Annotated in this window: 14 protein-coding genes and 1 pseudogene; 8 read left to right on the top strand and 7 right to left on the bottom strand. The window is 71.6% G+C overall.

The window, feature by feature from the left end; all coding sequences use genetic code 11:
* A pseudogene (locus BFF76_RS21010) lies at window positions 1-1177 on the top strand (amino acid deaminase/aldolase); the annotation flags it as partial.
* A 14-nt stretch (window positions 1178-1191) separates the two neighbouring features.
* On the opposite strand, the gene BFF76_RS21005 reads toward BFF76_RS21010, so the two are convergent.
* Genes BFF76_RS21005 through BFF76_RS20995 form a run of 3 tightly spaced genes read right to left on the bottom strand, consistent with a single transcriptional unit; the run spans window position 1192 to window position 4724 of the window.
* Window positions 1192-1983, bottom strand: coding sequence for a 3-oxoacyl-ACP reductase (locus BFF76_RS21005; RefSeq protein ID WP_053930970.1), 792 nt, complete (start codon window positions 1981-1983; stop codon window positions 1192-1194).
* Window positions 1984-1989: 6 nt separating this feature from the next.
* Window positions 1990-3354 carry an aldehyde dehydrogenase family protein gene (locus tag BFF76_RS21000; RefSeq protein WP_065848830.1) on the bottom strand — a complete coding sequence of 455 codons (1365 nt, stop codon included), beginning with the start codon at window positions 3352-3354 and terminating at the stop codon, window positions 1990-1992.
* A gap of 8 nt (window positions 3355-3362) precedes the next feature.
* A complete protein-coding gene (locus BFF76_RS20995; protein WP_031097464.1) occupies window positions 3363-4724 on the bottom strand; it encodes a glutamine synthetase family protein in 1362 nt (453 codons plus the stop codon).
* Window positions 4725-4758: 34 nt separating this feature from the next.
* Here BFF76_RS20995 and BFF76_RS20990 point away from each other — a divergent pair, with 34 nt between their 5' ends.
* Entirely contained in the window at window positions 4759-5535 is a 777-nt protein-coding gene (locus BFF76_RS20990; protein ID WP_381823703.1) for a FadR/GntR family transcriptional regulator, read from the top strand.
* A 112-nt stretch (window positions 5536-5647) separates the two neighbouring features.
* Complete coding sequence (locus BFF76_RS20985) at window positions 5648-6361, top strand: gamma-glutamyl-gamma-aminobutyrate hydrolase family protein (protein ID WP_031097458.1); 714 nt, start codon at window positions 5648-5650, stop codon at window positions 6359-6361.
* Window positions 6362-6412: 51 nt separating this feature from the next.
* On the opposite strand, the gene BFF76_RS20980 is transcribed toward BFF76_RS20985, so the two are convergent.
* Window positions 6413-7348 (bottom strand): LysR family transcriptional regulator, encoded by a 936-nt coding sequence (locus BFF76_RS20980; protein ID WP_065848829.1) that lies wholly within the window; start codon window positions 7346-7348, stop codon window positions 6413-6415.
* Window positions 7349-7418: 70 nt separating this feature from the next.
* Between BFF76_RS20980 and BFF76_RS20975 the strand changes: the two genes are divergently transcribed.
* On the top strand, window positions 7419-8603 hold the full coding sequence (locus tag BFF76_RS20975; RefSeq protein ID WP_031097454.1) for a TDT family transporter: 1185 nt from the start codon (window positions 7419-7421) through the stop codon (window positions 8601-8603).
* Window positions 8604-8639: 36 nt separating this feature from the next.
* On the opposite strand, the gene BFF76_RS20970 is transcribed toward BFF76_RS20975, so the two are convergent.
* From BFF76_RS20970 to BFF76_RS20960, 3 genes are all read right to left on the bottom strand, one after another.
* Complete coding sequence (locus BFF76_RS20970; RefSeq protein WP_031097452.1) at window positions 8640-9185, bottom strand: helix-turn-helix domain-containing protein; 546 nt, start codon at window positions 9183-9185, stop codon at window positions 8640-8642.
* Window positions 9186-9364: 179 nt separating this feature from the next.
* A complete protein-coding gene (locus tag BFF76_RS20965; RefSeq protein ID WP_065848828.1) occupies window positions 9365-11995 on the bottom strand; it encodes an ABC transporter permease/substrate binding protein in 2631 nt (876 codons plus the stop codon).
* Entirely contained in the window at window positions 11988-13079 is a 1092-nt protein-coding gene (locus BFF76_RS20960; RefSeq protein ID WP_078850769.1) for a quaternary amine ABC transporter ATP-binding protein, read from the bottom strand. The genes BFF76_RS20965 and BFF76_RS20960 overlap by 8 nt, the downstream gene beginning before the upstream one ends.
* A 264-nt stretch (window positions 13080-13343) precedes the next feature.
* Here BFF76_RS20960 and BFF76_RS20955 point away from each other — a divergent pair, with 264 nt between their 5' ends.
* The 4 genes from BFF76_RS20955 to BFF76_RS20940 all read left to right on the top strand — a co-directional run bounded on the left by BFF76_RS20955 (window position 13344) and on the right by BFF76_RS20940 (window position 16766).
* A complete protein-coding gene (locus BFF76_RS20955) occupies window positions 13344-14252 on the top strand; it encodes a 5'-3' exonuclease (protein WP_031099400.1) in 909 nt (302 codons plus the stop codon).
* 65 nt (window positions 14253-14317) lie between these two features.
* Complete coding sequence (locus tag BFF76_RS20950) at window positions 14318-15160, top strand: siderophore-interacting protein (protein ID WP_031099404.1); 843 nt, start codon at window positions 14318-14320, stop codon at window positions 15158-15160.
* Window positions 15161-15429: 269 nt separating this feature from the next.
* Entirely contained in the window at window positions 15430-16014 is a 585-nt protein-coding gene (locus BFF76_RS20945) for a sigma-70 family RNA polymerase sigma factor (RefSeq protein ID WP_031099408.1), read from the top strand.
* On the top strand, window positions 16011-16766 hold the full coding sequence (locus tag BFF76_RS20940) for an anti-sigma factor (RefSeq protein ID WP_053930966.1): 756 nt from the start codon (window positions 16011-16013) through the stop codon (window positions 16764-16766). Before BFF76_RS20945 ends, BFF76_RS20940 begins: the two co-directional genes overlap by 4 nt.
* Window positions 16767-16791: the final 25 nt, after the last annotated feature.

Raw genomic sequence — 16791 nt, 5'->3', positions numbered from 1 at the left:
CCAGGTCGACGACGGCCACCGCCCATCTCGACGCGCGGTGGCCGTCGTCGACCTGGAGGCATTCGACGCCAACGCCGACGACCTGGTGCGCCGGGCGGGCGGGAAGCCGATCCGGGTGGCCAGCAAGTCGGTGCGCTGCCGCGCCCTGCTGGAACGGGTCCTGGCGCGCCCCGGTTTCGCCGGGATCATGTCGTTCACGCTGGCGGAGTCGCTGTGGCTGGTCCGGGCCGGTTTCGACGACGTACTGCTGGCCTATCCGTCGGCCGACCGGTCCGCGTACGCCGAACTGGCCGCCGATCCCGAACTCGCCGCGGCCGTGACGGTGATGGTGGACGACTCCGCGCAGCTGGAGCTGATCGACGCGGCGCGGGCCGGTGGCACCGAGGAGATCCGGGTCTGCCTGGAGCTGGACACCTCGCTTCGGCTGCTCGGCGGCCGGGTCAGGGTCGGCGCGCTGCGCTCGCCGCTCCGCTCCCCCGGCCGGCTGGCGGAGCTGGCACGCTCGGTGGAGCGCAGGCCCGGCTTCCGGCTGGTGGGCCTGATGGCGTACGAGGGCCATGTCGCCGGGGTGGGCGACTCGGTGGCCGGCCGGCCGCTCCGGTCGCGTGCGGTCCGGCTGATGCAGGCGGCGGCGCGCAGGGAGCTGGCGGCCCGGCGCGCGGAGGTGGTGCGTGCGGTCCGCGCGGTGGCACCCGGCCTGGAGTTCGTGAACGGGGGCGGGACCGGCAGCGTGCAGCACACCGCCGCGGAGGCCGCCGTGACCGAGATCGCCGCGGGGTCCGGGCTCTACGTACCGAGGCTGTTCGACAACTACACCTCCTTCACGGGCCGTCCGGCGGCGCTGTTCGCACAGCCGGTGGTGCGGCGGCCGGGTGTGGGGGTGGTGACGGTGCTCGGCGGCGGCTATCCGGCGTCCGGGGCGGCGGGCGCGGACCGGCTGCCGGTGCCGTATCTGCCCGAAGGGCTGCGCTACGACCCGCAGGAGGGCCCCGGCGAGGTCCAGACACCGCTGCTCGGGGCCCCCGCGGACGATCTGCTGATCGGCGACAAGGTGTGGTTCCGGCACGCCAAGGCCGGTGAACTGTGCGAGCGCTTCGACGAACTGCGGCTGATCGAGGGGGACCGGATCACCGCCACCGTGCCGACGTACCGCGGTGAGGGCCGCACCTTCCTCTAGGACACCGCCGGACGTCAGTCCAGCGGTGTCACGTACGCACCCGAGATCCCTCCGTCGACGAGGAAGTCGGTGGCGTTGACGAACGAGGAGTCGTCGCTCGCCAGGAAGGCGACCGCCGCCGCGATCTCCGTCGCCTCGGCGAACCGGCCGACGGGGATGTGCACCAGCCTGCGGGCGGCGCGTTCCGGGTCCGTGGCGAACAGCTCCTGGAGCAGCGGGGTGTTGACCGGCCCGGGGCACAGGGCGTTGACCCGGATCCCCTCGCGGGCGAACTGCACCCCGAGTTCGCGGGACAGTGCGAGGACGCCGCCCTTGGACGCGGTGTAGGAGATCTGGGAGGTCGCGGCGCCCATCCGCGCCACGAAGGACGCGGTGTTGATGATCGAGCCGCGGCCCTGGCGCCGCATGTAGGGGAGGGCGGCCTTGCAGCAGAGGTAGACGGAGGTGAGGTTGACGTCCTGGACGCGCTTCCACGCCTCCAGCCCGGTCGTGAGGATGGAGTCGTCGTCGGGCGGTGAGATACCGGCGTTGTTGAAGGCGATGTCGACGGAGCCGTAGGTGTCGTCCGCCGCCGCGAAGAGTGCTTCGACCTGGTCGGGGTCGGTGACGTCGACGGCCACGAAGGTGCCTCCCGCCTCCTCGGCGGCGGCCCTGCCGGCGGTCTCGTCGATGTCGCCGCAGACGACGTGGGCTCCTTCCGAGGCCAGCCGGCGTGCGGTGGCGAGGCCGATGCCGCTGCCCGCGCCGGTGATGACGGCGGTGCGGCCGGTCAGGCGGCGGCAGATGTTCCCGGAGTCGGTGGTCATGTTCGCTCAGGCCTCCGTGCCGATGAAGACGTTCTTGGTTTCGGTGAAGGCCGCGAGGGCGTCGGGCCCCAGTTCGCGGCCGAGCCCGGACTGTTTGTACCCGCCGAACGGGGTCCAGTAGCGGACGGCGGAGTGGGAGTTGACGGAGAGGTTCCCGGCCCGTACCGCCTGGGAGACCCGCAGGGCGCGGCCCACGTCCCGGGTCCAGATCGAGCCGGCCAGCCCGTGGTCCGTGGCGTCGGCCAGCCGGACGGCGTCGTCCTCGTCCTCGAAGGGCAGCACGACGGCGACGGGGCCGAAGACCTCCTCGGTGGCGACGGGGGCGTCGGGAGCGACCCCGGTGAGGACGGTCGGGGGGAACCAGAAGCCGGGGCCCGTGGGGGCACTGCCCCGGATGCCGTCCGCGCTCTCGGGGACGTATCCGCGGACGCGTTCCAGCTGTGTACGGGAGATCAGCGGGCCCATCTGCGTCTTCTCGTCCGACGGGTCCCCCACGGCGACGGAGGCGATGGCGGGGACGAGGAGCTCGAGGAAGCGGTCGTACACGGAGCGCTGGACCAGGATGCGGGTGCGGGCGCAGCAGTCCTGGCCTGCGTTGTCGAGGAAGGACATCGGGGCGGCGGCCGCGGCGGTCTCGATGTCGGAGTCGGCGAAGACGATGTTGGGGCTCTTGCCGCCGAGTTCGAGGGTGAGCCGCTTCACCCGGTCCGCGCACCTGGCCATGATCTGCTTGCCGACACGGGTCGAACCGGTGAAGACGATCTTGGCGACGCCCGGGTGTTCGACCAGGGCGGTGCCCGCCACGTCCCCCGCGCCGGGGAGCACCTGGAAGAGGTGCTCGGGCAGGCCCGCGTCGAGGGCGAGCCGGGCCAGGTACTGGGCGGTGAGCGGGGTGGTCTCGGCCGGTTTGAGGAGGACGGCGTTGCCGGCGGCGAGGGCGGGGGCGGTACCCCAGGCGGCGATCGGCATGGGGAAGTTCCACGGGGCGATGACTCCGACGACGCCCAGCGGTTCGAGGAAGGTGAGGTCGATCCCGCCCGGTACGGGGATCTGGCGCCCCGTGAGGCGCTCCACTCCCCCGGCGGCGTAGTCCAGCAGGTCCCGGACGTTGGCCGCCTCCCAGCGTGCGTTGCCCAGGGTGTGGCCCGCTTCGGTGACCTCCAGCAGGGCCAGCCGCTCGGCGTGTTCGTCGACGAGGACCGCGAAGCGTCGCAGCAGCCTGGCGCGGTCGGCGGGGGCCAGGGCGGCCCAGGTGCGCTGGGCGGCCGCGGCACGGGTGACGGCGGTGTGGACCTCGGCGGCGGTGGTGGCGGGGACGGTGGCGACCAGCTCCTCGGTCGCCGGGTTCAGGACACGGTGTTCGTGGATCACGGGGCTCCTCACAGGCGTTCGAAGGAGCGGCGGAGCTCCCAGTCGGTCACCGCCGCGTCGAAGGCCTCCAGTTCGACGCGCGCCGTGTTGCGGTAGTGCGCCACGACGTCGTCGCCGAAGGCCTCCCGGGCAACCTCGCTGCTCTCCCAGAGGGCGGCGGCGTCGCGGAGGGTGGCCGGGACCCTGTCGTAGCCCGCGGTGTAGGCGTTGCCCTCGCAGGCGTCGGGCAGTTCCAGCCCGTTCTCGATGCCGTGGAGGCCGGCGGCGACGAGGCCGGCGACCGCGAGGTACGGGTTGACGTCCCCGCCGGGCAGCCGGTTCTCGAAGCGCATCGAGCGGCCGTGTCCGACGACGCGCAGGGCGCAGGTGCGGTTGTCGTGGCCCCAGGCGACGGCGGTCGGGGCGAAGGAGCCGGGCTGGAACCGCTTGTAGGAGTTGATGTTCGGCGCGTACAGCAGGGAGAAGTCGCGCAGGGCGGCGAGCTGGCCCGCGAGGAAGTGCCGCATCAGGGGGGACATCGTGCCGTCCTCGCCCGCCATGACGCTGTGTCCGTCGGCGTCCTGGAGCGAGAGGTGTATGTGGCAGGAGTTGCCCTCGCGCTCGTTGAACTTGGCCATGAAGGTGAGCGCGACACCTTCCTGGGCGGCGATCTCCTTGGACCCGGTCTTGTAGAGGGCGTGCTGGTCGCAGGTGACGAGCGCCTCGTCGTACCGGAAGACGATCTCGTGCTGGCCGGGGTTGCACTCGCCCTTGGCCGACTCGACGGTGAGTCCTGCGGCCGCCATCTCGTTGCGGATGCGGCGCAGCAGCGGTTCGATGCGTCCGGTCCCGAGGACCGAGTAGTCGACGTTGTACTGGTTCGCCGGGGTGAGGCCGCGGTAGTTGCGGTCCCACGCCTGCTCGTAGGTGTCCTTGAAGACGATGAACTCGAGCTCCGTGCCGACGTGGGCGGTCAGCCCGTGTGCGGCGAGCCGCTCCAGTTGCCGCCGGAGGATCTGGCGGGGCGCGGCGACGACCGGCGTGCCGTCGTCCCAGGCGAGATCGGCCATGACCAACGCCGTGCCCTCGTGCCAGGGGATCCGGCGCAGGGTCGTGAGGTCGGGGCGCATCGCGAAGTCGCCGTAGCCGTTGGACCAGGAGGACATGGCGAACCCGTCGACGGTGTTCATGTCCGTGTCGACGGCGAGGAGGTAGTTGCAGCCCTCCGTCCCGTGTTCCAGCACCTCGTCGAGGAAGAAGGACGCCGCGAACCGCTTGCCCTGCAGCCTGCCCTGCATGTCGGGGAAGGCGAGGACCACGGTGTCGATCTCACCGCGCCCCACGAGCCCGCGCAGCTCGTCGGTCCCCAGCGGGGGTGTTCGGTCTGCCACGGGATGCTCCTCGTTCGGTCAGGCGGTCTAAGGTATGGGAGAAAACCAATGGGGGGAAGGGAATCGGGACGTGGCGGAAGAGACGGGGGATCATCCAGGGGCCTTCGACCCACTGCTGCCCGCACTGCGGCCGGTCCGCGCGGGCAACGGCTTCGAGGAGGCACTGGAGCAGATCCTCCAGGTGGTCCGGCTCGGCCTGGTGCCCGGCGGAGGCCGCCTGCCCGCCGAGCGCGAGCTGGCCGGGCTCCTCGGCATCAGCCGCGTCACCCTGCGCGAGGTGCTGAAGGTCCTCCAGGACCAGGGCCTGATCGAGGCGCGGCGCGGCCGGTACGGCGGTACGTTCGTGCTCCCCCGCACCGGGCCGGCCGACGGTGACGAGCTGCGCCGCCGGACGGCGGACGTCGACATCGAGGACATCCTGCTGTTCCGCGAGGTCCTGGAGTCGGGGGCGGCAGGGCTCTGTGCGTCGCGCGGCCTCGGCGACGAGGACGCGGAGCGGCTGCGTACGGCTCTGGCGGCGACACACGAGGCACCTCTGCCCGACTACCGCAGGATCGACACCCTTTTCCACCTGACGCTCGCCGAGCTCTCCGGCTCCCCCTCCCTCGCGGCGCGGTACGCCGCGGTGCGGGCGGGCGTCAACGACCTCCTGGACTGCATACCCCTGCTGGTTCGGAACCTCGAACACTCGCAGCTGCAGCACACGGCCGTCGTCGAAGCGGTGCTCGACGGCGACGAGGAGCGGGCGCGAGCGGTGATGCGCGAGCACTGCGCGGGGACGGCCGCGCTGCTCCGGGGCTTCCTGGCTTGATCCAGCCCTTCCGGATCACTGCTCTTGCGCGGCGGGCCCGCACGAACAAAGGTATGACGCAACACCATTGCACCGGGCCGGTCCGCAGACCGGCCGCCGGAGGGACCGCACCATGCACGAACCGCTCATCGGCGTCACGACCTATCTGGAGCCGGCGGCTCGCTGGGGCGTCTGGGAACTCCCGGCGGCGGTGCTCCCCTCCGCCTACCCCCGGCTGGTCCAGCGGTCCGGCGGACTGACCGCGCTGCTGCCCCCCGACGACCCGGCCAAGGCGGCGGCGGTCGTGGCACGGGTGGACGGCCTCGTGATCGCGGGCGGCGCCGACGTCGACCCCGGACTGTACGGCGCGGAGCGCGACTTCAGGACAGGCCCGCCGGCGCACGAGCGCGACACCTGGGAGGTGGCCCTGCTGCGCGCGGCGAGGGCGGCCGGCACTCCGGTGCTCGGGATCTGCCGCGGCATGCAGCTGCTCAACGTGGCGCTGGGCGGCACGCTGACCCAGCATCTGGACGGCCACGCCGGCCCGTTCGGGAAGGCCGGGGTCCTCGGCGAACACACCGTGACGCCGGTGCCGGACACGCTGTACGCGTCGCTCGTTCCCGAGGAGGCGTCCGTACCCACCTACCACCACCAGGCCGTGGACCGGCTCGCGCCGGGTCTGGTCGCCTCCGCGTACGCGGAGGACGGCACCGTGGAGGCCGTCGAACTGCCGGGCGCCCAGTGGGTGCTCGGGGTCCAGTGGCACCCGGAGATGGGCGACGACCTCCGCATCATGCGGGCCCTGGTGACGGCCGCCCGGGCCGGGGCGGCCGTGTCCTCGGCCTGAGCCCGCCACCGGAGCGGGCGGCCGGGCGCGGACCTGGGCACATACCCGGTGTCAGGACTCCCCGGGCTCACGGGCGGTCAGGGAGAGCAGGTCCCGGGCAGGTCCCGTGGGCCGGTGGCCGGCGGGCCAGACCGCGCGGAGCTGGCGGCGCAGCCGGACGCCCGCCACCGGGACCGTGACCAGGCGCCGCGCGGAGAGCTCCTCGCCCAGCGCCAGTTCGCTCAGTACGCAGGGCCCGGCGCCGCTCTCCGCGGCCCCCTTCACGGCGGTGGTCGAGGAGAGTTCGAGCAGGGGGCGCGCCAGTCCGCCGTGCACGGCGAGCGCGGCGTCCAGGACCTGACGGGTGCCCGAGCCGTGTTCCCGCAGGATCAGGGGCGTCGCGGCGAGTTCACCCGGAGTCAGCCGGTCCCGGCGCGCCCACGGGTGGGCGGGGGCGACCACGACGACGAGCCGGTCGTGCGCGATGACCGTGCCGTCGAGCCCCTCGGGTATCGAGAGGCCCTCGACGAAGCCCAGATCCGCCTCTCCGGCCATCAGCCGCAGGGCGACCGCGGCCGAGTTGCCCGCGAGCAGGGACACGGCGGTCCCCGGCCGGCCGGCCCGCAGCGCGATCAGCCAGCCCGGCAGCAGGTACTCCGCGATGGTCATACTCGCGGCGACCCGCAGCCGGGAGTCGCGCCGGTCCCGCAGCGCCTGGGCTCCGGCGTCGAACGCCTCGGCCGCCTCGACGACCCTGCGCGCCCAGTCGGTGACGAGGGCTCCCGCGTCGGTCAGCCGGGAGCCGCGCGGCGAGCGGTCCAGGAGCGCGACTCCGAGCTGCCGCTCCATCGACCGGATGCGGCCGGAGGCGGCGGGCTGGCTGATGCCGACCTCACGCGCCGCCCTGCCCAGGCTGCCGTGCCGCGCGACGGCGATCAGCAGCACCATGGCTCCCAGGTCGGGGACCCGGTGTGGCAGGGAGGAGGGCGGGGGCGCGGTGCTGGACATAAGCCCAGCCTATGACCTCATAGCTCCGCGCTCCCTGGTGGAGGGCGGCCGGTCCGCCGAGGATCGTGGCATGGCCATCTTTCCGCAGACCAGGACCGGGCGGTCGAACACCGTGCAGAGCAGCACCGAGCCCCCTGCCGCGCGCACCGGCGCCCTCCGGCTCCCTTCGCTGCGGCACTTCGGCCCCAACTGGTACGCGACGGTCATGGGGACCGCGATCGTCGCGACAGCGGGCGCGGCGCTCCCCGTGGACGTACCGGGTCTGCGCGCCGCCTGCGTCGCGGTGTGGGCCCTTTCGGCCGTGCTGCTGGCCGCCGTCCTGACGGCCCGTGCCGGACACTGGGTCCTGCACCGGGACCAGGCCCGCGCCCACCTCATGGACCCCGCCGTCGCCCCGTTCCACGGCTGCCTCTCCATGGCACTGCTCGCCGTCGGCGCGGGCACCCTGGTGGCCGGCCAGGACGTCATCGGGCATCCGGCCGCCGTGGCCGTGGACGCGGTGCTGTTCACGGCCGGCACGGTCACCGGTCTCGCGGCGGCCGTGGCGATCCCGTACCTCATGGTCGTACACCACCGTCCCGCGCCGGGAACCGCGTCACCGGTCTGGCTGCTGCCGCTGGTGGCCCCGATGGTCTCGGCCGCGGTCGGCCCGCTGCTGGTGCCCGAGCTGGCTCCCGGCCAGGGCCGCGAGGCGCTTCTGCTCGCCTGTTACGCGATGTTCGGGCTGTCGCTGCTGGCGACCCTGGTGGTCGTCCCGCTGGTCTTCGCGCGGCTGGTCCACCAGGGACCTCTGCCGCTCGCGCTGACCCCGGCGCTGTTCCTGGTGCTCGGGCCGCTGGGGCAGTCCACCACGGCCGTCAGCCAGCTGGCCGATGTGGCACCGGGCGCGATCGCGGCGCCGTACGCCTCGGCCTCCGGCGCGTTCGCAGTGCTGTACGGGGTCCCGGTGATGGGCTTCGCCCTGCTGTGGCTGGCCCTGTCCGCCGCGTTGGTGGTGCGTGCGATGCGGCGGGGCATGCGGTTCACGATGACGTGGTGGGGGTTCACCTTCCCGGTCGGTACGTGCGTCACCGGCGCGGCGGGACTGGCCCGGCACACCGGGCTGGACGCGTTCACCTGGCTGGCCGTGGCGCTCTACGCGCTGCTGGTCACCGCTTGGGCGGTCGCCGGCGTACGGACGCTGGGCGGGCTGCTCGGCGGAGCGCTGCTCGCAGCGCCCCAGCCGCTTCGGCCGGCGACGGTCCGTGCCACGTGAGGTGACGCCGGGGGCGACGCGCACCGGCAGCCCCTGTCAGCGGCGCGAGTCGTAGGTCGCGTCGATGTGTTCGGCGACCGAGACGACCAGCAGACGGGTGCCCGGCACGGTCGCCCGCCACCGGTGCCTGACCCCGCCGGAGAGGAAGAGGGTGTCGCCCCGGCCCAGCCGGTGGGCCTGCCCCTCGGCCTCGACCTCCACGGCGCCCTCCACGACGTACATCACCTCGTCGTTGCGGTGCTGGAACTCGCGTCCAAGGTCCTGCTCGCCGATGAACTCGAGCGCGCTGAGCTGGTGCCGTCCCCGCACCAGCCTGCGTACGCCGTCCTCGTCGCCCGCCCGTACGACGTCCACGGCGCGTGCCGAGTCCGCCGCGGCGCGCAGCCGCTCGGTCGTGGTCTCCAGCGCCTCCGCCACCCGGTCCAGGGACCGGGGGCTGGGTCTGGCCCGTTCGTTCTCGATCTGGCTGAGGAACGGCACGGACAGTCCGCTGCGCCCGGCCACCGCGGCCAGGGTGAGCCCGAGGGTCCTGCGGCGTCGGCGAACCGCGGCCCCTACTCGAAGGGCTTCCTTCTCGTCCATGTCCGGCTCCCTCCCCGGATCGCCATCCTCCCGGTTGCCAGCACCATACGCATGTCGTTCGCGTGATGGAGCCGAAGCGGACGGGCGGGAAACCTTCGGGGACTCCTCAGACCAGCCTGAAGGGGACGGCCCCGGTTCGCTACCGGGACCGTCCCCTTCGGCCGGGACTGGGTCGTGGATCAGCTGCCGACGGGCGCCAGCTTCGCCACCACGTCCGGGTTGGCGTCCATCCAGCGGCGTGCGGACTCCTTCTCCTCGCCGGCGCCGCCCTTCTGGATCTCCACCTCGAGCGAGGCCAGCTGCGCCTCGGTGAGCTTGAAGTCCTTCAGCCAGCCGGTCAGCTCCGGGAAGTCCTTGGGAAAGTCCTTCTTGGCGACCGTGTGGATCTGCTCGCCCTCGCCCCAGGCGCCCTTCGGGTCCTTGAGCTTCTTCAGGTCGTGCTTGCCGTAGGCCCAGTGCGGCGACCACAGGGTCACCACGACCGGCTCCTTCTTCTTGATCGACCGGTTCAGCTCGGCCAGCATCGACGAGGTGCTGGAGGAGACGACCTTGTACTCACCCTCGAGGCCGTACTCCTTGAGCACCTTCTTGTTCAGGGTGCCCATCATCCCGGCGCTCGACTCGATGCCGATGATCTTGCCGTTGAACTTCTTGCCCTGGCCCTTGAGGTCCTCGAGCGAGTCGATGCCCTTGACGTACGACGGAACCGTCAGCTCCAGCGACGTCGGCCCGTACCACGAGCCGAGATCGACGAGGTTCTCCTTGTACCGGTTCCAGTAGTCCTTGTGCGTCGTCGGCAGCCAGGAGTCGAACTGGACGTCGAGCTGGCCCTGCGCGAGACCGGTGTAGAGCGGTCCCGGGTCGAGCTGCTTGACCGTCGTCCGGTAGCCGCGGTCCTCCAGCATGTTCTGCCAGAGGTAGGTGCTCGCGATGGCCTCGTCCCACGGGAAGTACCCCATGTTGACGGTCTTGCCTGCGTCCTTGCCCTGCTGCGAGCCGCCCGCGCCGCCCGGTACCGGGGCCAGCTTGTCGACGACACCGGAGTTCTTCTTCAGCCAGTTGCGGACGCCGTCCTGCTCCTTGCCCTGGCCGGCCCCCTGGATCTCGTTCTCCAGGCTCGTGAGCTGCTTCTCGGTGAGCTCGAAGTCCTTGAGCCACTTCGCGACGGCGGGAGCCTTCTTCGCGAAGCCCTTGTGGGCGACGGTGTGGATCTCCTCGCCCTTGCCCCAGGCACCCTTCGGGTCCTTGAGCTTCTTCAGGTCGTGCTTGCCGTAGGCCCAGTGCGGCGACCACAGGGTCACCACGACCGGCTCCTTCTTCTTGATGGAGGCGTTCAGTTCGGCGAGCATCGAGGAGGTGCTGGAGGAGACCACCTCGTACTCACCGTCGAGGCCGTACTCCTTGAGCACCTTCTTGTTCAGGGTGCCCATCATCCCGGCGCTCGACTCGATGCCGATGATCTTGCCGTCGAACTTCTTGCCCTGGCCCTTGAGGTCCTCGAGCGAGTCGATGCCCTTGACGTACGACGGAACCGTCAGCTCCAGCGACGTCGGCCCGTACCAGGAACCCAGGTCGTCCAGCTGGTCGCTGTACTTGTCCCAGTAGTCCTTGTGCGTGGTCGGCAGCCAGGAGTCCGTCTGGAAGTCGATGTCGCCGCGGGCGACGCCGGAGTAGAGCGGGCCGGCGTCGAGCTGGGTGACCCCGGTCTCGTAACCGCGCTGCTCCAGGATCTCCTTCCACAGGTAGGTGGAGGCGATGCCCTCGTCCCAGGGGATGTACCCCAGGTTGATCTTCTGGCCCTTGCCGACGTTCCCGCCGTCGGCCTGTACGGCCTTCGAGTCGGTGGAGCCGGCGATGTTGAGTCCGCCCGCGATGAGCGCGAGCACCACGACACCGGTCATCGCGACGGCGGTTCCCGGCTTGTAGTGCGCGAACCTGAGGCGGCGCGCACCGGCGGCGACCTTGGCGGCTGCACGGCGGCCGAGCGGGGAGACCCGCTCGTTGAGCGCGCCGGTCATCCGGTCCAGGTACATGGCGAGGATGACGACGGCGATCCCGCTCTCGGCGGCGAGGCCGACCTGGAGCTGGGTGATGGCCGCGTACACCTTCTCGCCGAGGCCGCCGGCGCCGGCCATGCCGCCGATGACGACCATCGACAGCGCCAGCATGATGACCTGGTTGATTCCGGCCATGATCGTCGGCAGGGCGAGGGGCAGCTGGACCCGGGTGAGGGTGTGCTTGGGCGAGGTGCCGAAGGCCTCGGCGGCCTCCACCAGCTCGCTGTCGACCTGACGGATGCCGAGCTCGGTCATCCGGACGCCGGGCGGCATCGCGAAGACGATGGTGGCGATCACGCCGGGGGTGACGCCGACGCCGAAGAACATGACGCCGGGGATCAGGTAGACGAAGGCGGGCATCGTCTGCATGACGTCGAGAACCGGCCGCAGCGCGGCGCTGACCCGGTTGTTGCGGGCCGCCCAGATACCCATGGGCACCGCGATCACGATCGTGATGAGGGCTGCCACGACGACCAGCGAGAGGGTGGCCATCGCCTCGTCCCAGAGGGCGAGGGAGTCGATGAGCGCGAAGCCCGCGAAGGTGGCGACGGCGGGGATCACGCCGCGCAGCCAGAACGCGATGACGGCGAAGATCCCGGCCATCAGCAGCGGCTCACCGCCGCTCAGCACGGCGTTCACACCGTCGTACATACCGCCAAGCACGGCCTTGATGGCGTCGAAGATCCAGGTGAGGTTCGACTGGAGCCAGTCGACCGCGTCCTCTACCCACGCGCCGAAGGAGACCCTAGGCACCGGCGTTCACCTTCTTGATCTCGCGCTGTGCCGGAACCTGGGTGTCGACCTGCGGTTCCTCGCCGAGTGCGGCGAGGAGCCTGTCGCGCGGCACGACGCCGATGACGCCGCCGTCCGCGTCCGTGACGGCCACGGCGACCCCGCTGGTGGAGCAGGGGGTGAAGAGCTCGGCTATGGGGGTGTCGGCGGACACCGTCGCGGGGGCCGCGTCCAGCAGGTCCTCGTCGGAGCGGCCCGCTTCGGGCGCCTCCATGATCGAACCTGCGGTGAGCACCCGGGCGCGGTCGACGTCCTGGATGAAGGACGCGACGTAGTCGTTGGACGGCCGGACGAGGATGTCCTCGGCGGTGCCCTGCTGCACGATCTCACCGTCACGCATCACGGCGATGCGGTCACCGAGGCGCATGGCCTCGTTGAGGTCGTGGGTGATGAAGACGATCGTCTTCTTCAGACGCTTCTGCAGTTCGAGCAGCTGGTCCTGCATGTCGCGGCGGATCAGCGGGTCGAGCGCACTGAAGGACTCGTCCATCAGGAGGAGATCGGCGTCGGTGGCGAGCGCGCGGGCCAGGCCCACACGCTGCTGCATGCCGCCGGACAGCTCGTCGGGCCAGGACTTCTCCCAGCCGGCGAGACCGGTCAGCTCCAGCGCCTGGGCGGCACGCTCCTCACGCACGGCACGCGGGACGCCCTGGACCTCCAGGCCGTACGCGGCGTTCTCCAGCACGCTCCGGTGAGGGAAGAGCGCGAAGTGCTGGAAGACCATGCTGATCTTGGTGGAACGGACCGAGCGCAGCTCACGGGGGCTGAGCGCGGTCAGGTCCTGACCGTCGAACAGCACCCGGCCGGCGGTGGGCTCCAGCAGACCGTTGAGCATCCGCAGCAATGTGGACTTCCCCGAGCCGGAGAGCCCCATGACGACGAAGATCTGGCCCGGCTCCACGGTGAACGAGGCGTCGATCACCGCTGCGGTCGTTCCGTCGGCGCGCAGCTCGTCGCGGTGCGTACCGCCTTCGAGTTTCTGCACGGCTTGATCTGGTCGTCTGCCGAACACCTTGTACAGGTGTTCCGCTTGCAGCCTTGACACATACACCTCACGCGTTGAACCGAATCGGTCCGCCCACCCCCTCCGGCAGACCGTGGAGCGGTGCGGATCGGCCCGCAGAGCACGGGCACTCGTTGAAAAATGGACGTGGTCCGCTCCGGTGCCGCGCCTGCCCTCACTTACGCGAACCAAACACTTGTGTGACCCAGCTCACTGCGGAGGGCGGTGAATGCGGGAACGTCACGCTCACCCGGACCTCCCGTGTCAGTGGGGTGCGGCATGATCGGTGCTGTGACGCGACGCCTGATGCTCCTCGACACCGCCTCCCTCTACTTCCGCGCGTATTTCGGCGTCCCGGATTCGGTGCGCGCACCGGACGGCACCCCGGTGAACGCCGTGCGCGGCCTGCTCGACTTCATCGCCCGGCTCGTGCAGGACCACCGCCCGGACGACCTGGTGGCCTGCATGGACGCCGACTGGCGCCCGCAGTGGCGGGTCGACCTGATCCCGACGTACAAGGCCCACCGGGTGGCCGTCGAGACCGGCGAGGGAGCCCCCGACGAGGAGGAGGTCCCCGACACCCTCTCGCCGCAGGTCCCGGTGATCGAGGCCGTGCTGGACGCCCTCGGCATCGCCCGGGTGGGCGTCGCCGCGTACGAGGCGGACGACGTGATCGGCACGCTGGCCGGACGGGCCACCGGCCCCGTGGACATCGTGACCGGGGACCGCGACCTCTACCAGCTGGTCGACGACGCCCGCGGGGTGCGGGTCCTCTATCCGCTGAAGGGCGTGGGGACGCTCCAGGTGACGGACGAGGCCTGGCTGCGCGAGAAGTACGGCGTGGACGGCGCCGGCTACGTCGACCTGGCGCTGCTGCGCGGCGATCCGAGCGACGGCCTTCCGGGGGTGCCCGGCATCGGCGAGAAGACGGCGGCGAAGCTGCTGGACGCCTATGGCGACCTGGCCGGGATCATGGCGGCGGTCGACGATCCCGCCGCCAGGCTGACCCCGTCCCAGCGCAAGCGGCTGGACGAGGCCCGGGACTACGTCGCGGTTGCCCCGAAGGTCGTCCGGGTCGCGGGCGACGTCCCCCTGCCCGCGTTCGACCCCGCGCTCCCCCGCGAACCGCGCGACCCGGCGGCCCTGGAGGCCCTGGCGACGCGGTGGGGCCTGGGGAACGCCCTGCAGCGCCTGCTCCTCACACTCCAGGCGTAGAGTGCTAGCTTAGGTAAGCCTAACTACGCAGAACCTCGTACGTCGCCCAGAGCAGGGAGAACCTCGTGGCAGAGCGGCCGCAACGCCGGACACCGAAGGCGCAGGGGGCGCAGGTCCTGCGCACCGAGCAGATCACCCCGCACATGGTGCGTGTGGTCCTCGGTGGCGAAGGGCTGGCCGATTTCGCCCTCGCGGGCTTCACCGACCACTACATCAAGCTGTGCTTCGCACCCGAGGGCGCGGACTACGCACACCCCTTCGACATGGCCGCGATCCGCGAGGAGTACCCGCGCGAGCTGTGGCCGACCACCCGCACGTACACGGTGCGCTCCTGGGACCCCGTCGCGCGTGAGCTGGCGGTCGACTTCGTGGTGCACGGCGACGAGGGCCTCGCGGGCCCGTGGGCGGCCCGGGCCCGGCCCGGTGACCAGGTGACCTTCCTGGGCCCCGGCGGCGGTTACGTCCCGGAGGCCTCGGCCGACTGGCATCTGCTGGTGGGCGACGAGAGCGCTCTGCCCGCGATCGCCGCGGCGCTGGAGCACATGCCGGAGGGCGCGCTGGTCCACGCCTTCGTGGAGGTGCCGGACCCCTCGGAGGAGCAGAAGCTCGTGGCCCCCGAGGGCGTCTCGGTCACCTGGCTGCACCGCGGCGGCCGCCCGGTCGGCGAGGCCCTCGTCGCGGCGGTGGGCGGACTGGAGTTCCCCGAGGGGGACGTGCAGGCGTTCGTCCACGGCGAAGCGGGCTTCGTGAAGGAGATCCGGCGCCACCTCCGCCTGGAGCGCGGCATCCCGCTCGGCCGGCTGTCGATCTCGGGTTACTGGCGCCTCGGCAAGAACGACGACGCGTGGCGCGCGGTCAAGCGCGAGTGGAACGAGCAGGTGGAGCGCGAGCAGGAGAGCGCCGCCTAGTCGGAAGTCCGACCGAATCTCGCTGAGGGGTTGTCCGGCCGCAGGCCGGGCGGCCCCTTCTTCGTCGGTGAGGTGCCGTTTCCGTCAGTCTCGGTCTCCGCTGACCGAGCAAACTCCCCTTTCCCCGTCCGGGCGGAGCAGCGCAACCCGTTGTCGTACGTGAGTTCGAGGACAGGGCGTGCGAAAATATCGGGCCGCCCACCAATCCGCATGGCCGACGGCTCCGAATCAACGGGGAAACGATTGCGTGCTCCGGGAGGAACGTCCGCGTGAGAGAAGCCGTACACATCAGCGGGATCCCGTCAGCGGGGCCCGACCTTCAGGAGCTGCTCGTCCAGGTCGCCCGGGGTGACCAGGACGCGTTCACCCGGGTGTACGACCAGGTCAGCGGCCCTGTTCTCGGCCTGGTACGGAGTGTGCTCCGCGACCCGGCCCAGTCGGAGGAGGTGGCGCAGGAAGTGCTCGTCGAGGTCTGGCGCACCGCTCCCCGCTTCCAGCCGTCGCGTGGCAGCGCCATGAACTGGGTGCTGACCCTCGCCCATCACCGGGCCGTGGACCGGGTCCGTTCCGCCGAGGCCACGTCCGCGCGGGAGCACAAGGCCGCGCTGCTGGACCATACGCCGGAGTTCGACGAGGTGTCCGAGCAGGTCGAGTCCCGGCTCGAGCGGGAACAGGTGCGGCGCTGCCTGCGTACGCTCTCGGAGCTCCAGCGGCAGTCCGTGACGCTGGCCTACTACCAGGGACTCACCTACCGCGAGGTCGGCGAGCTGCTGTCCGTGCCACTGGGAACGATCAAGACACGCCTGCGCGACGGGCTCATCCGCCTGCGCGACTGCCTGGGGGTGAGCGCATGAGCACGGCCGAGCTCCACACGCTGACCGGGGCGTATGCCCTGCACGCGCTGCCGGACGACGAGCGGGTCGCGTTCGAACGGCACCTTGGGGTCTGCGGGGCCTGCGCCCAGGAGGTGCGCGAGCTGTCCGCCACCGCCGCCCGGCTCGGGCTCGCGGTCTCGGCGGTCCCGCCGCCCGCGCTCCGGGACCGGGTGCTGAGGGAGATCACGACCGTACGGCAGGAGGCGCCCTCCCACGCGCGGGGCTCCCGTCCCACGGCGTCACCCGGACGGACCGGCCGCTGGTCGACGTACGCGCTGGCCGCATGTGTCGCCGCCGCTGCCGCTTTCGGCGGGGTCGCCGTGTGGCAGAACCAGGTCGCCCAGGACGCCCGGCAGGAGGCGGCCCGGGCCCAGCTGCACAACGAGCGGGTGGCCCAGGTGCTGACCGCGTCCGACGCCAGGACCAGCGCGTCGGACCTGGCCGGCGGGGCGCGGGGCACCGTCGTGGTCTCGAAGAGCGTGAACCGGGCGGTGTTCCTGGCCTCGGACATGGCGCCTCCGCCCGGCGGCAAGGTGTACCAGCTGTGGTTCAACGACGAGGGCACCATGCGCTCGGCGGGGCTGATGAACCCGTCCGCCTCGGACGACACGGTGCTGCTGGACGGGCCCGTGGACAGCGCGTCCGGCATGGGCATCACGGTCGAGCCGACGGGCGGATCCGAAGAGCCGACCTCGGATCCGGTGGCACTGATGGACTTCCAGGACGCCTGAGCGGCCCCCGGAGACGGGTGTGCCC

Origin of the sequence: Streptomyces mutomycini (assembly GCF_001700505.1) — a bacterium.
GTDB lineage: Bacteria > Actinomycetota > Actinomycetes > Streptomycetales > Streptomycetaceae > Streptomyces > Streptomyces mutomycini.
This window is presented reverse-complemented; position numbering and strand designations above follow the sequence as displayed.

Bases quoted from the DNA above. Each gene is read 5' to 3' on its own strand.
- BFF76_RS20970 (WP_031097452.1), bottom strand. From the start codon at position 9,185: ATGGACGAGAAGGAAGCCCTTCGAGTAGGGGCCGCGGTTCGCCGACGC.
- BFF76_RS20980 (WP_065848829.1), bottom strand. From the start codon at position 7,348: ATGTCCAGCACCGCGCCCCCGCCCTCCTCCCTGCCACACCGGGTCCCC.
- BFF76_RS20955 (WP_031099400.1), top strand. From the start codon at position 13,344: ATGCTCCTCGACACCGCCTCCCTCTACTTCCGCGCGTATTTCGGCGTC.
- BFF76_RS20940 (WP_053930966.1), top strand. From the start codon at position 16,011: ATGAGCACGGCCGAGCTCCACACGCTGACCGGGGCGTATGCCCTGCAC.
- BFF76_RS20985 (WP_031097458.1), top strand. From the start codon at position 5,648: ATGCACGAACCGCTCATCGGCGTCACGACCTATCTGGAGCCGGCGGCT.
- BFF76_RS20990 (WP_381823703.1), top strand. From the start codon at position 4,759: ATGGGAGAAAACCAATGGGGGGAAGGGAATCGGGACGTGGCGGAAGAG.
- BFF76_RS21005 (WP_053930970.1), bottom strand. From the start codon at position 1,983: ATGACCACCGACTCCGGGAACATCTGCCGCCGCCTGACCGGCCGCACC.
- BFF76_RS20975 (WP_031097454.1), top strand. From the start codon at position 7,419: ATGGCCATCTTTCCGCAGACCAGGACCGGGCGGTCGAACACCGTGCAG.